Source organism: Pseudomonas sp. BN505 (assembly GCF_029873175.1).
Classification (GTDB): Bacteria; Pseudomonadota; Gammaproteobacteria; order Pseudomonadales; family Pseudomonadaceae; genus Aquipseudomonas; species Aquipseudomonas putida.
Genome location: NZ_SSOI01000020.1, coordinates 40,336 through 54,058 on the forward strand (window position 1 = coordinate 40,336; position 13,723 = coordinate 54,058).

The following is a 13,723-nucleotide window of genomic DNA, read 5'->3' on the forward strand; positions in this document are numbered from 1 at the left end:
TCTCAACCCTGCGACAGCAACTGACGCAGGTCGATCACGGCAGCGTTGGCCCGCGAAATGTAGTTGGCCATGACCAGCGAATGGTTGGCCCACATGCCGAAGCCACTGCCGTTGAGCACCATCGGGCTCCACAGCGGCTCTTGCGAGGCCTCCAGTTCACGGATGATCTGGCGCACGCTGACCGTGGCATTCTTCTTCGCCAGCACGTCGGCGAAGTCCACCTCGATGGCGCGCAGCAGGTGCGACAACGCCCAAGCCTGGCCGCGGGCTTCGTAGAACACGTTGTCGATCTGCAGCCATGGGGTTTCCACCAGCTCCTCGTCCACCTGCGGCGCCTGCCCGGCAACGACCGACTCGGTTTTCAGGGTAGTGTTGAGCTTGACCCGGCCAACGCTGGCCGACAGGCGCTGCGACAGCGAGCCCAGGCGAGTGGCCACGTCACCCAGCCAGTTGTTCAGGTTGTCGGCACGGGTGTAGAAAATCGCGCCCTTGTCGCCGGCAGCCAGACGGGTCTGGTAACGGCTCAGCGACTTGATGCCCTCTTCGAATTCCGACTCGCTCGATGGCAGGATCCAGCTCTTGTTGTCGAAGTTGAAGCGCGGCTCGGCCTTGGCCAGGTCGGCGTCTTCGGTGGACTGCGACTGCGAGCGGGCGAAATCCTTGCGCAAGGCGCGGGACAGGTCGCGTACCTGGACCAGCACGCCGTATTCCCAGCTCGGCATGTTGTCCATCCACAGCCCTGGCGGGAAGCGGTCGTTGGAAATGTAGCCACCCGGCTTGTTCAGCAAGGTGCCGGCCACAGTCTTGAGGGTCTCGATGGTGGTGTAGCCCACCACCATCTGCTGGCCGCCGCGCTCAGCGGCAGACTGGGCATTCTGCTGTACCGGGAACAGCTCCGGCTCCTGGCTCCAGTACCAGCCCAGGCCGATGCACACCAGCAGGTATAACCCGATCAGGGTCCCCAGGGCACGGCTCCACAGGCCGCCAAGGTAGCTACGGGCGGCAGCGCCGCGGCCGTCGACACGCTCACGGGGCTCGGCTTTGGCCTCGCGGTTTTTCCAGTCCAGCATGGCTATGTCCTTAATCAGTCACGACGGTTCTAGGGCTTTGACCACAGGCCTGCGCCAGGGTGCCACGGCAAGCCCGCATGGCAGCACTATAAAGCAGACACCACCGTACGCATAAGCGACCAATCAGTCAGCAACTGAATATTCGTTCTGGCCGCTTTGTTGATACAGGGCAGTCACGTATTTGCAAAGAGCTGCTAGCATAGAGCCATCATTGCCCCTGCACATCCCAACCTATAAGTAGCCAGGACATGAGCCAAGCAGTTGAGCCGAGCCCGCAGTGCCCCACCCAACAGGTGACGCGTAGCGGCCTGCGCAAGGACGACCCGCTCGACCCGCTGCTGCTGCCCCTGCGCAAGCCGGTGTACATCCTGCTGCAGGACCATGAGCGTGCCCAGCGCCTGGCCCAGCAACTGGAGTTCTTTGGCCTGGTGGTGCAAGCGCTGCCCAGCGCTGCGGCGTTTCTCGCCTCGATCAACGAATACCCGCCTTCGGCCATCATCATGGATGTCGACTTCACCGGTGCCGGCCAAGGCTTGCTGCTGGCCGCCAAGGTGCAGCAGGGGTTGGTGCTACCTGTTCCGCTGCTGTTCTTCAGCCACCACGAAGCCGACACCCCGACCCGCCTTGCCGCCGTACGCGCGGGTGGCCAGGACTTTCTCACCGGCAGCCTTGAAGCTTCCAGCCTGCTGGAAAAGGTCGAACTGCTGACCAACGCCACCCCGCACGACCCGCTGCGCGTGCTGATCATCGACGACTCGCGCACCCAGGCGCTGCACACCGAGCGCGTGCTGGCCAGCGCCGGCATGGTCACCCGCAGCCTGACCGACCCCATCCGCACCATGGCCGAGCTTGCCGACTTCCAGCCCGACCTGATCATCCTCGACCTGTACATGCCTGCCTGCACCGGCCCGGAACTGGCCAAGGTGATCCGCCACAGCGACCGCTATGTGAGCGTGCCGATCATCTACCTGTCTGCCGAAGACGACCTGGACAAGCAGCTGGATGCGATGAGCGAAGGCGGTGATGATTTTTTGACCAAGCCGTTTCGCTCACGCCACCTGATCACCACCGTGCGCAACCGCGCCGCCCGCGCCCGGCACCTGAAGGCGCGCATGGTGCGCGACAGCCTGACCGGGCTGTACAACCACACCCACATCCTGCAACTGCTGGAAGACTGCAGCTTCCGCGCCCGCCGCGAACAGCAGCCGTTGAGCTTTGCCATGCTCGACATCGACCATTTCAAGAAGATCAACGACCGCCACGGCCACCCCATGGGCGACCGGGTGATCAAGAGCCTTGCGCTGTTCCTCAAGCAACGCTTGCGCAAGACTGATTTCATTGGCCGTTATGGGGGTGAAGAGTTCGCCATCGTCATGCCCAATACCGCGCTGGACGCAGCGCACAAGGTGCTGGACGAAATTCGCCGGCGCTTTGCAGAAATTCTCTACCCGGCGCAACCGCGGGATTTGCAGTGCACTTTCAGTGCCGGGGTGGTGCAGCTGGATGAGGTGCTGGATGCGCTGACCATGGCCAGTGCGGCGGACGAGGCGCTGTACCGTGCCAAGCATGCGGGGCGTAATTGCGTAGTTCGTGTGGAACCTTGAGTTATTTATAGGCTGTACCGGCTTCTTCGCAGCACAAGGCTGCTCCTACAGGGAGCACGCTGAATGTAGGAGCAGCCTTGTGCTGCGAAGAGGCCAGAGCAGGCCACACCGATAGAGGCACTGTGCCACTTTTTTTCTGGCACCCAGCCCCTGTCGTCATCACCTGGTCACAAAATCGCAATAACTTCAGGCGCCTACCTCTCCCCTGCGCAGGAAGTTCGCGGCTATGCGCCTGAAGTGGCTGACCAATTTCAACACCCTGTTGCTGGTAACGGTGTGTCTCGCCCTGGGCGTCACCCTGTGGTGGTCGCAGCGTGCCCTGGAGCGCCCCTACCAGATGATGGAGCGCTACCTGGGCCTGTCCCAGCAGTTCCAGAACCAGGCAGCACGCAACATCCAGGCTTACCTGGGCAGCGGCGATGCCCTGCGCCATGCCGCCGCCATGGAGGCCAACCAGCAATTGCAGGCCAGCCTGAGCGAGTGGCCCGCAGAACTGGCCGGCAAGCTGCGCCCCAGCCTCGACAACCTGCAGGCCTTCACTGCCAACGAACTGCTGGCCGCCGGTAAACTGGCCGGCGATCCGCAAGCCCTGCTGCTGCAGGCCGAGCGGGAAATGGGGGCCAACTTTGAACAGCTGGCTGACTATGCCCGCGACAGCGGCAGCGCCGATGCCAACCGCTACCTGCTGCCGTTACTCGATGCCAGCGTGCACCTCGGTCGCCTGTCGCTGGCAAGGGACAAACTGATCAGCAGCGGCCGCCCGGAGCTGGCCGACGAAGTGGAGCGTGAACTGCAACTGATCCGCACCCAGGCGCAGGCCATCGACAGTTTGCCGTTGCTGGGCGTGACCCGCGCAGCCGAATCCGGTGCCGACGACTTCGCCGCCATGATGGGCCTGGAAACCCAGGCCAGCGCCCAGCAGGAAGACATTGCGGTGGACCTGAAGCGTGAACTGCAAAGCCTGCTGAGCCGCTACCCGGCCGAACTGAAACGCACCCGCGAACAGATCGAACGCCGCGTCGCCCTTGCCGCCAGCACCCATCAGCGCCTGGAGGCGGTGCAGCAGGCCATCGCCGCGCTGGAACCCGAAGTACGCGGCGAGCATGCCAGGATCGCCGCCGAGGTGCGCCTCATCCAGGGCCTGATGATCGGCCTGATACTGCTCATCGCCCTGCTGATCGACACCTTGCAGCGGCGCCTGACCCGCACCCTCTCCAGCCTTGCCCCAGCCTTGTCACGTTGGGCCGAGGGCGACTTTGCCCAGGCCATCTCCCTGGGCAAGACCAACCGCGAACTGCACGACATCCAGGAGTCGCTCAACCGCCTGCGTCAGTACCTGGTGGAGCTGGTAGGCACCATCCGCCACAACGCCGAGCAGGTGGCTGGCAGCAGCCACGCCCTGGCCGGCATGAGCGCCGCCCTGCACGACGGCGCCGAGCGCCAGGCCGGCGATACCGGCCAGATCCGCGATGCCTTGGGCGAGCTGGAAGCGACCATTCAGCAAGTGGCGGGCGATGCCAGCGCCGCTGCCGATGCCAGCCGCGATGCCGGGCGCGCAGTGGAACAGGGCCAGGCGGTCATTGGCCAGAGCTTGTCGGGCTTGCGCGAGCTGGTCGATGAAGTGCAAGGCAACGCCCGTATGATCGAACAACTGGCCGACGAGTCGGCGACCATCGGCGGGGTGTTGACGGTGATCCGCTCGATTGCCGAGCAGACCAACCTGCTGGCGCTGAACGCCGCGATCGAAGCCGCCCGCGCGGGTGAAATGGGCCGTGGCTTTGCCGTGGTAGCCGATGAAGTGCGCTCGCTGGCGCAGCGCACCACGGGGGCTACCGGCGAGATTCAGGCACTGATCGACCGCCTGCAGCAAGCGGCGAAAGGTTCGGTGGCGGGGATGCGTGCGCAGCTTGAGCATGCCGAGGCGACGGCCAACCAGGCCCAGGCGGCGGATGGCGCGCTGGACGAGATTGTCTGTGCCATCCGCACCATTTCCGACACAGCGGTGCGTATTGCCGATGTCACAGCGCAGCAGAGTGGTGCGGTGAGTGAAATTCGTGACCACAGCGAGCGGATTCACGCGCTGGGCGAAGATAACCTGCAGCGCATAGGTGAAGGGCGCGAGCAAGGCGAGCAGTTGCTGAGCCTGGGCGGTGAGCTGAACCGGGCGGTGCGAGCATTCAGGGTTTAACGAAGCATGCGTGATAACAGTGGGAGCGGGCATGCCCGCGAACACCGGCGCAGCCGGTGCCATCCATCGCGCCGCCTGCTTCGCGGGCTTGCCCGCTCCCACAGAGATCGCTAAAGGCCGGCACAGGCGACACATGATCCAGCGGCCATGTGTCGCCCCCACCGCCTGCATGGCCCCAACCTGCACCAACTCCGCTATCATGCCCGGCACGTTCCACCTCGCGAGTCCGCCATGCGCCGCCTGTTTTTCCTGCTGTTCCTGCTGCTGGCCAGCCCTGCGTTCGCCACGGGCCTGCTCGACAACCGCCCCAGCGCCACCCTCGGCGCCGCTTCGCTGGCCAACAACGCCGACTTCCTGCCGGTACACGAAGCCTTCAAGCTCAGCCTGGTCCAGGCCGATGCGCAAACCGTCAAGCTGCGCTTCGTCGCCACCGAGGGCTACTACCTCTACCGCCACCGCTTCCAGTTCCGCACCGAGCCCGCCGACATCGCCCTGGGCACGCCAAACATCCCCAAGGGCGAGGCCAAGCACGATGAATTCTTCGGCGATGTCGAGGTGTACCACGGCGTGCTCGACATCGAGCTGCCGCGCACCGACCCGCGAGCCTTCACCCTGCTGGTGGGCTACCAGGGCTGTGCCGACAAAGGCCTGTGCTACCCACCGGAAACCGCACGCCTGAGCATCGATGGCGAAGGCGGCGCCAACGCCCCCGCAACCGCCGAACACGGCTGGAACTGGAAATCGCTGCTGTTGTTCTTCCTCGCCGGGGTCGGCCTGACCTTTACCCCGTGCGTACTGCCGATGCTGCCGATCCTGTCTGGCGTGGTGCTGCGCGGCCAGGTCGGCGGCCTGCGCGGGCTGTCGCTGTCGCTGGCCTACGTGCTGCCGATGGCGGCCAGTTTCGCGGCGCTCGGCGCGCTGATGGGCCTGTTCGGCGCCGGCCTGAACCTGCAGGCGCGCCTGCAGTCGGCCTGGGTGCTGGTGCCCTTCGCGCTGTTTTTCGTGCTGTTCGCCCTGGCCATGTTCGGCCTGTTCGAGCTGAAGCTGCCCCAGGCACTGAGCAACCGCCTGAACAACGTCGCCAACCATACCCGGGGTGGCTCGCTGCTGGGCGCGGCAGTGCTGGGCGTGCTCTCCAGCCTGCTGGTTTCGCCTTGTGTGTCAGCCCCCCTGGCTGGCGCCTTGCTGTATATCAGTGCCAGTGGCGATGCCCTGGGCGGCGCACTCAAGCTGTTCGCCCTGGGCCTGGGCATGGGTGCACCCTTGTTGCTGGTGGCCACCGGTGGCGCAGCATGGCTGCCGAAAAGCGGCCCGTGGATGAACACGGTGAAAAACGCCATCGGCGTACTGCTGCTGGGCCTGGCCATCGGCTTGCTCAGCCGCGTGCTGCCGGGGCCGGTGACATTGCTGCTGGTCGGTTTCCTCGCCGCTGGCGTGGCCCTGTTCCTCGGCGCCTTGGAGTTCGTGGTCAAGACCGCTCTCCAACGCCTGGCCCAACTGCTTGGCCTGGCCTTGCTGGTATACGCCCTGGCCTGCTGGTACGGCGCCCTCAGCGGCCAGGGCGACCCGCTTCGCCCGCTGCCCGTTGCAACACTGGCGGCCACCGGCAGCAGCCAGGCGGCACAGGCAGATGCCTGGCAGACCATCACCACCCCCAGCGCACTGGACGCCGCACTGGCCCAGGCCAAAGCGGCCGGCCAGCCAGTGCTGCTGGACTGGTACGCCGACTGGTGCATCAGTTGCAAAGTGATCGAGCATGAAGTGCTCAATGCGTCGCAGGTGCAAACGCAGCTGGCCGGCTTCAAGCTGCTGCGTTTCGACATCACCGAGAGCAGTGCCGAACAACGCAAGCTGCTCGACCGCTACCAGCTGTTCGGCCCACCCGCCCTGCTGTTCTTTGCCGCGAACGGCAGCGAAATTACCGCTGATCGGGTGATTGGCGAGATAAACGCCGGTGATTTTGCGCAAATTCTGACACGCGTGCGCGGCAAAGTCGGTCTATAACTTCCCGCGTGCCGGGAAAAATCCTGTAATAGATGACCAGATTTAATTATTTGGTCACATACTTCGCGCGAATCTCGGACATCGTGCTGGCTATTGCCGGGAACTGGACACTTGCCGTCGCTTTACGGCACACTCGCCGCGCTGTGTCGAATTGCCCTACAAATCCAAGGAATCCGCAGATGGCAACGCTACTGGTGCTCCACGGCCCAAACCTCAACCTGCTCGGTACTCGCGAGCCTGGCCATTACGGCGCCGTGACCCTGGCCCAGATCAACCAGGACCTGGAGCAACGTGCCCGCGCCGCGGGCCACCATCTGCAGTACCTGCAGAGCAATGCCGAATACGAACTGATCGACCGCATTCACGCCGCACGCAACGAGGGTGTGGACTTCATCCTGATCAATCCGGCTGCTTTCACCCACACAAGCGTCGCATTACGTGACGCATTGCTTGCGGTGAGCATCCCATTCATCGAAGTGCACCTGTCCAACGTGCACAAACGCGAACCGTTCCGTCACCACTCCTACTTCTCCGATGTTGCCGTAGGGGTGATCTGCGGCCTGGGCGCCAGCGGTTATCGCCTGGCCCTGGAGTCCGCGCTGGAACAACTGGCTGCCAACGCACAGCCCAAATGATGAAAACCCTGGCCTAAGTGGGCCGGGGTTCGAGAGAAACGTTTCCGATACGTTTTTTTGTATTTCGCCCCCTGACCGAACCTTTGGGAGTTGATGATTAATGGATATCCGTAAAGTCAAGAAACTGATCGAGCTGCTGGAAGAGTCTGGCATCGACGAACTGGAGATCAAGGAAGGCGAAGAGTCGGTCCGTATCAGCCGTCACAGCAAGACTCCAGCTGCCCAGCAGTTCTACGCACCAGCACCGATGGCCGCTGCCCCTGCTGCTGCCCCGGTTGCCGCTGCTGCTCCAGTCGCCGAAGCCGCTGCCGCTGCCCCGGCCCTGAAAGGCACCGTGATCCGCTCGCCAATGGTAGGTACCTTCTACCGCAAGCCTTCGCCGACCTCGCCGAACTTCGCTGAAGTGGGCCAGTCCGTGAAGAAAGGCGACACCCTGTGCATCGTTGAAGCCATGAAGATGATGAACCACATCGAAGCCGATGTTGGCGGTGTCATCGACGCCATTCTGGTAGAAGACGGCCAGCCGGTTGAGTTCGACCAGCCGCTGTTCACCGTCGTTTGATTCGCGGAGAGCCAACGATGTCTGGGAAGCTGGAAAAAGTCCTGATCGCCAACCGCGGGGAAATTGCCCTGCGGATCCTGCGTGCCTGCAAAGAGCTGGGCATCAAGACCGTCGCCGTGCACTCCACGGCCGACCGCGAACTGATGCACCTGGGCCTGGCAGACGAGTCGGTCTGCATTGGTCCTGCTTCGTCCAAAGATTCCTACCTGCACATCCCGGCGATCATCGCTGCGGCCGAAGTGACAGGCGCTACCGCCATTCACCCGGGTTACGGGTTCCTGGCGGAAAACGCCGACTTCGCCGAGCAGGTGGAAAAGTCCGGCTTTGCCTTCATCGGCCCGAAAGCCGACACCATTCGCCTGATGGGCGACAAGGTTTCGGCCAAGGACGCGATGATCAAGTCGGGCGTACCGACCGTACCGGGCTCCGATGGCCCGCTGCCGGAAGACGAAGAAGTCGCCCTGGCGATTGCCCGTGACGTCGGCTACCCGGTGATCATCAAGGCCGCCGGTGGCGGTGGTGGTCGCGGCATGCGCGTGGTGCACAAGGAAGAGGACCTGATTTCCTCGGCCAAACTCACCCGTACCGAAGCCGGTGCCGCCTTCGGCAACCCGATGGTCTACCTGGAGAAGTTCCTGACCAACCCACGCCACGTGGAAGTGCAGGTACTGTCCGACGGCCAGGGCAACGCCATCCATCTGGGCGACCGCGACTGCTCGCTGCAGCGCCGTCACCAGAAGGTACTGGAAGAAGCACCAGCCCCGGGTATCGATGAGAAAGCCCGTCAGGAAGTGTTCAAGCGTTGCGTCGATGCGTGCATCGAGATCGGCTACCGTGGTGCCGGTACTTTCGAGTTCCTGTACGAGAATGGTCGCTTCTACTTCATCGAGATGAACACCCGCGTGCAGGTTGAGCACCCGGTGTCGGAGATGGTTACCGGTATCGACATCGTCAAGGAGATGCTGAGCATCGCCGCTGGCAACAAGCTGTCGTTCCGCCAGGAAGACGTGGTTATCCGTGGCCACTCGCTGGAGTGCCGGATCAACGCCGAAGACCCGAAGAAATTCATCCCGAGCCCAGGCAAGGTCAAGCACTTCCACGCCCCAGGCGGCAACGGCGTTCGCGTCGATTCGCACCTGTACAGCGGTTATTCGGTTCCGCCGAACTACGACTCGCTGATCGGCAAGCTGATCACCTACGGCAAGGACCGCGACGAAGCCATGGCACGCATGCGCAATGCCCTGGACGAGATCGTCGTCGACGGCATCAAGACCAACATCCCGCTGCACCGCGACCTGGTGCGTGATGAAGGCTTCTGCAAAGGCGGCGTCAACATTCACTACCTCGAACACAAGCTGGCAAACGAGCATTGATCGAATAGTGTGATGTACCAGAACCCCGGACTTGTTCCGGGGTTTTTTATTGCCTGTCGGGGCCTCAGGGCCCTACCCCTTCATCCGCGGCATCTCGATGCAGTGCTCATGCACACGCCGATACAAGGTAGCCCGCGAAATACCCAACGCCCGTGCTGCATCGGCCGGTTTCCAGCGATGGCGGATCAGTGCGTCCAGCAACAACTGCCGGGCCGGGCAGGACACGCCGCTTTCAACCGAAACAACCGCATCACCGCGCACCTCTTGCGGCAAATCCTGCAACTGCACCTGCCCGCCTTCACTCACCGCACAGGCATAACGCAACACCTGCCGCAGTTGGCGCAGGTTCCCCGGCCAGCGGTAAAGCAGCAGCGACTGCAACGCAGCATCCGCCAACACCACCTCCACCGAACACGCTTGCGCCTCCTCGGCCAGCAGTTGGTGAATCAGCCCCAAGCGATCCTCGCGCTCACGCAGCGGCGGCAGCTCGAACCGGGCATTGGCCAGACGGAAGTACAGGTCCTCGCGAAAACGGCCCTCCGCCACCATCTTCGCCAAGTCGCGGTGGGTGGCGCAGATCACCTGGATATCCACCCGCTCGCGCCGTGCTGCACCCAGCGGCGCCACTTCGCCTTCGGCCAGCACACGCAGCAGGCGGGTTTGCAGGTTCAGCGGCATGTCGCCGATTTCGTCAAGGAACAGGGTGCCACCATCGGCCTGCTGCAACAGCCCCTGCATACCTTTGCTGGAAGCCCCGGTAAAGGCCCCGGCTACATAGCCAAACAGTTCGCTCTCGATCAGGTTTTCCGGGATGGCGGCGCAGTTCAGGGTGACGAATGGCCCGTCGCGGCGCTGGCTTTGCTGGTGCAGCTGGCGGGCAAACACTTCTTTGCCGGCCCCGGTTTCGCCTTGGACCAGCACCGCGAGGTTGCAGTCCTTGACCCGCGTGGCCAGCCGCAGATGATGCTCGATGCGGGCGTCCTGCGCCTGCTGCAAGGGCTGCGCGCGCTGGCGTTGCTGCGGGGCGCTGACCCGGCCATACAGCCCACCCAGGCCCGGCAGGCGCTGGGCGGACGACGTGTTGACGCGCCGTAGCTGGCCCATGTCGAACAGTTCGCCAATGTGCTCGGGCAAGCGCCCCAGGTGCTGCACCAGCCGTTGCCTCGCCAGGCTGTTGATGGCCTGCAAGCGGCCATCGGCATCCCAGGCCAGCAGGTAATCGGGCTGGCTCTCCACATAACCCGGGGTGCCGTGGGCGCGCATTACCCAGTGGCCTTGGGCACTGTGCATGAAGAAGGCGTTTTCGATTTCACGGGCAGTCTGCTCGACCAACTGGCGGATCAGGTGCTGGCTGCGGCGGTCGTCGGGTGACTGCAAGGCCGATACATCCACCACCCCCAGCAACTCGCCCTGCGGGTCGAACACCGGCGCCGCGGTGCAGGTCAGGCCGATGAAGGCTGCGCGGAAGTGATCGCGCTTGTGCACCGTGACCGGGGCCTTGCTGGTCAGCACCGCCGCTACACCGCAGGTGCCCTCCTCGCCCTCCGACCAGCAGGTGCCCAGGTACAGCCCGGCCTTGCGGCAGTCATTGCGGATGGCCGATTCGACCCGGTAATCGATGGTGCGCCCCTGGGCATCGGTCAGCAGCACGCAGTAGTCGGCGCCGCGCACCCGCTCGTGCAGGCGTGCCACGGCATCGCTGGCGATGCGCAGAAACAGCTCGGCGCGTTCGCGGCATTCGTTGAGCAGGCTTTGGGACAGGATGCGCGGCCCCTGCTGGGACCCGGGGTCGAGGCGGTACAGCTCCATGGAACGGCGCCATGAATCGAGGATCAGCGCTGGCACCGGCGCCTGTGGCAGGCGGTCGGCGTTCTTCAGCACCCGGCTGACGCAGTCGACATGGGCTCGGGAGTTCGCGGCAAGCATTCAGGCCCTCCGGTTCTCGTTGCTGTTTTTATCGTTGTCCGGCCATTAAGCGCTTCCACGCATGCCCCGACAAGCACTGTGTGATTACCGGCCGGCTTGAGACGCTGCGTCTCAGCGTCTCGCCGACACAGGCCCCGCGCTGGCACCCGGCGTCTCGCCAGCAGCGCAATGAGCACCTGCCTGAGCGCAACAAAAACGCTCTGGCGCGGCCCTTTGAGCCGCGCCACGAAAAGCTGGCACCGCGCTTGCTCCTGCCCTTGCAAACAAAAATACGAGGTGCGCCATGCCGCTACCCGCCCCGACCGTCGGGATCATTGCCAACCCTGCCTCTGGCCGCGACCTGCGCCGCCTGACCGCCAATGCCGGGCTCTATTCGAGCACCGACAAGGCCTCGGCGATCCAGCGCCTGCTGGCGGCCTTCGGAGCCACTGGCATCGGCCAGGTGCTGCTGCCCAGCGACATGACCGGCATAGCCGCCGCCGTGCTCAAGGCCAGCCAGGGCCCCGGCGCCCGTGAGCAGCATTGGCCGGCCATCGAAATACTCGACCTGCCGCTGACCCAGACCGTTGCCGATACCCGCCTGGCCACCCGGCGCATGGTCGAGCGTGGCGTGGCGATGATCGCCGTGCTCGGTGGCGACGGCACCCACAAGGCAGTCGCTGCCGAGGCCGGTGACATACCGCTGCTGACGCTGTCCACCGGCACCAACAATGCCTTCCCCGAACTGCGTGAAGCTACCAGTGCGGGCCTGGCCGGCGGCCTGCTCGCCAGCGGCCAGGTACCAGCCAGCATCGGCCTGCGCCGCAACAAGCGCCTGCTGGTGAAAGTGCCCGAGCAACAGCTTGCCGAATGGGCCCTGGTGGAAGTGGCGGTATCGCCCCAGCGCTTCATCGGTGCCCGTGCACTCAGCCGCAGCGAAGACTTGAGCGAAGTCTTTGCCTGCTTCGCCGAACCCCATGCCATTGGCCTGTCAGCCTTGTGCGGGCTGTGGTGCCCGGTGTCGCGCCAGGACCCGCACGGCGCCTGGGTACGCCTGAACCCCGCTGCCGAACAGGCGCTGCTCGCCCCCTTGGCGCCCGGCCTGCTGCAAGGCTGCGGCATCACCGCCAGCGGCCCGCTTACGCCCGGCGTCGCCCATCGCCTGAGCCTGGCCAGCGGCACCCTGGCCCTGGACGGCGAGCGCGAAATCGAATTCGCCGAGCACGACACGCCCACCATCACCCTCGACCACCAAGGCCCGCTGAGCGTGGATGTCGAGGCCGTCCTGGCGCATGCCGCCCGCCATCACCTGCTGGCCGTCCCGCGCGGCCACCGGTTGCACCCTGCAAACCCGCGTTGAGACAACCCTGGAGAACAACAAGATGTCCAATCAACTCAGTACCGAACAACTGCTGCATGCCTATGAAGTGATGCGCACCATCCGCGCCTTCGAAGAACGCCTGCACGTGGAATTCGCCACTGGCGAGATCCCCGGCTTCGTCCACCTGTACGCCGGCGAAGAAGCCTCCGCCGCCGGGGTCATGGCCCACCTGCGCGACAGCGACTGCATCGCCTCGACCCACCGCGGCCATGGCCACTGCATCGCCAAGGGGGTGGATGTGTACGGCATGATGGCCGAGATCTATGGCAAGAAAACCGGCGTGTGCGGCGGCAAAGGCGGCTCGATGCACATTGCCGACCTGGAAAAAGGCATGCTCGGTGCCAACGGCATCGTCGGCGCCGGTGCACCGCTGGTGGCCGGGGCGGCATTGGCAGCCAAACTCAAGGGCCGTGATGACGTGTCGGTGGCCTTCTTCGGCGATGGTGCTTCCAACGAAGGCGCCGTGTTCGAGGCCATGAACATGGCGTCGATCATGAACCTGCCGTGCATCTTCGTGGCCGAGAACAACGGCTACGCCGAGGCCACAGCCTCCAACTGGTCCGTCGCCTGCGACCACATTGCCGACCGCGCTGCCGGCTTCGGCATGCCGGGCGTCACCATCGACGGCTTCGACTTCTTTGCCGTGTACGAGGCCGCCGGCGCCGCCATCGAGCGCGCCCGTGCCGGGCAAGGGCCGTCACTGATCGAGGTCAAGCTCAGCCGCTACTACGGGCACTTCGAAGGCGATGCGCAAACCTACCGCGCGCCGGATGAAGTGAAGAACCTGCGCGAATCCCGCGACTGCCTGATGCAGTTCCGCAACAAGACCACCCGCGCCGGCCTGCTCACTGCCGAGCAACTGGACGCCATAGACGCGCGCATCGAGGACCTGATCGAAGACGCCGTGCGCCGCGCCAAGTCCGATCCCAAGCCACAGCCCGCCGACCTGCTCACCGACGTCTACGTCAGCTACCCCTGAGCCGCGGATTACAAGAACAACA

At 64.4% G+C, this 13,723-nt stretch carries 10 protein-coding genes; 8 read left to right on the forward strand and 2 right to left on the reverse strand.

Features of this window, described 5'->3' with window-relative positions; all coding sequences use genetic code 11:
• Window positions 1–2: 2 nt before the first annotated feature.
• A complete protein-coding gene (locus tag E8E78_RS03135) occupies window positions 3–1,070 on the reverse strand; it encodes a DUF2333 family protein (protein WP_016497859.1) in 1,068 nt (355 codons plus the stop codon).
• A 248-nt stretch (window positions 1,071–1,318) separates the two neighbouring features.
• Between E8E78_RS03135 and E8E78_RS03140 the strand changes: the two genes are divergently transcribed.
• The 6 genes from E8E78_RS03140 (at window position 1,319) to accC (ending at window position 9,436) form a co-directional block, all read left to right on the forward strand.
• Window positions 1,319–2,674 (forward strand): diguanylate cyclase, encoded by a 1,356-nt coding sequence (locus E8E78_RS03140; RefSeq protein ID WP_197863365.1) that lies wholly within the window; start codon window positions 1,319–1,321, stop codon window positions 2,672–2,674.
• A gap of 226 nt (window positions 2,675–2,900) precedes the next feature.
• Window positions 2,901–4,862, forward strand: coding sequence for a methyl-accepting chemotaxis protein (locus E8E78_RS03145; protein WP_197863366.1), 1,962 nt, complete (start codon window positions 2,901–2,903; stop codon window positions 4,860–4,862).
• Between the two features lie 231 nt (window positions 4,863–5,093).
• Window positions 5,094–6,866 carry a protein-disulfide reductase DsbD gene (locus E8E78_RS03150; RefSeq protein WP_197863367.1) on the forward strand — a complete coding sequence of 591 codons (1,773 nt, stop codon included), beginning with the start codon at window positions 5,094–5,096 and terminating at the stop codon, window positions 6,864–6,866.
• Window positions 6,867–7,045: 179 nt separating this feature from the next.
• The gene (gene aroQ / locus E8E78_RS03155) at window positions 7,046–7,501 is read left to right on the forward strand and encodes a type II 3-dehydroquinate dehydratase (protein ID WP_003255330.1); all 456 of its coding nucleotides are present in this window, start codon (window positions 7,046–7,048) and stop codon (window positions 7,499–7,501) included.
• A 100-nt stretch (window positions 7,502–7,601) separates the two neighbouring features.
• Window positions 7,602–8,063, forward strand: a complete 462-nt coding sequence (gene accB, locus E8E78_RS03160; protein WP_016497855.1) for an acetyl-CoA carboxylase biotin carboxyl carrier protein — start codon at window positions 7,602–7,604, stop codon at window positions 8,061–8,063.
• Between the two features lie 17 nt (window positions 8,064–8,080).
• Window positions 8,081–9,436, forward strand: coding sequence for an acetyl-CoA carboxylase biotin carboxylase subunit (gene accC / locus E8E78_RS03165; RefSeq protein ID WP_012270325.1), 1,356 nt, complete (start codon window positions 8,081–8,083; stop codon window positions 9,434–9,436).
• Window positions 9,437–9,508: 72 nt separating this feature from the next.
• On the opposite strand, the gene E8E78_RS03170 is transcribed toward accC, so the two are convergent.
• Window positions 9,509–11,362: a sigma-54-dependent Fis family transcriptional regulator gene (locus tag E8E78_RS03170; protein WP_174371060.1), complete on the reverse strand. Its 1,854-nt coding sequence runs from the start codon at window positions 11,360–11,362 to the stop codon at window positions 9,509–9,511.
• 283 nt (window positions 11,363–11,645) lie between these two features.
• Here E8E78_RS03170 and E8E78_RS03175 point away from each other — a divergent pair, with 283 nt between their 5' ends.
• Both E8E78_RS03175 and E8E78_RS03180 read left to right on the forward strand, forming a co-directional pair.
• Entirely contained in the window at window positions 11,646–12,701 is a 1,056-nt protein-coding gene (locus tag E8E78_RS03175) for an NAD(+)/NADH kinase (RefSeq protein ID WP_016497853.1), read from the forward strand.
• Window positions 12,702–12,723: 22 nt separating this feature from the next.
• Window positions 12,724–13,701 carry a thiamine pyrophosphate-dependent dehydrogenase E1 component subunit alpha gene (locus E8E78_RS03180; protein ID WP_016497852.1) on the forward strand — a complete coding sequence of 326 codons (978 nt, stop codon included), beginning with the start codon at window positions 12,724–12,726 and terminating at the stop codon, window positions 13,699–13,701.
• Window positions 13,702–13,723 lie beyond the last annotated feature (22 nt).

What these genes read in the sequence shown, in the direction of transcription:
- E8E78_RS03175 (WP_016497853.1), top strand. Translation starts at nt 11,646, where the DNA reads ATGCCGCTACCCGCCCCGACCGTCGGGATCATTGCCAACCCTGCCTCT.
- E8E78_RS03135 (WP_016497859.1), bottom strand. Translation starts at nt 1,070, where the DNA reads ATGCTGGACTGGAAAAACCGCGAGGCCAAAGCCGAGCCCCGTGAGCGT.
- accC (WP_012270325.1), top strand. Translation starts at nt 8,081, where the DNA reads ATGTCTGGGAAGCTGGAAAAAGTCCTGATCGCCAACCGCGGGGAAATT.
- E8E78_RS03180 (WP_016497852.1), top strand. Translation starts at nt 12,724, where the DNA reads ATGTCCAATCAACTCAGTACCGAACAACTGCTGCATGCCTATGAAGTG.
- E8E78_RS03170 (WP_174371060.1), bottom strand. Translation starts at nt 11,362, where the DNA reads ATGCTTGCCGCGAACTCCCGAGCCCATGTCGACTGCGTCAGCCGGGTG.
- E8E78_RS03140 (WP_197863365.1), top strand. Translation starts at nt 1,319, where the DNA reads ATGAGCCAAGCAGTTGAGCCGAGCCCGCAGTGCCCCACCCAACAGGTG.
- E8E78_RS03145 (WP_197863366.1), top strand. Translation starts at nt 2,901, where the DNA reads ATGCGCCTGAAGTGGCTGACCAATTTCAACACCCTGTTGCTGGTAACG.
- aroQ (WP_003255330.1), top strand. Translation starts at nt 7,046, where the DNA reads ATGGCAACGCTACTGGTGCTCCACGGCCCAAACCTCAACCTGCTCGGT.
- E8E78_RS03150 (WP_197863367.1), top strand. Translation starts at nt 5,094, where the DNA reads ATGCGCCGCCTGTTTTTCCTGCTGTTCCTGCTGCTGGCCAGCCCTGCG.
- accB (WP_016497855.1), top strand. Translation starts at nt 7,602, where the DNA reads ATGGATATCCGTAAAGTCAAGAAACTGATCGAGCTGCTGGAAGAGTCT.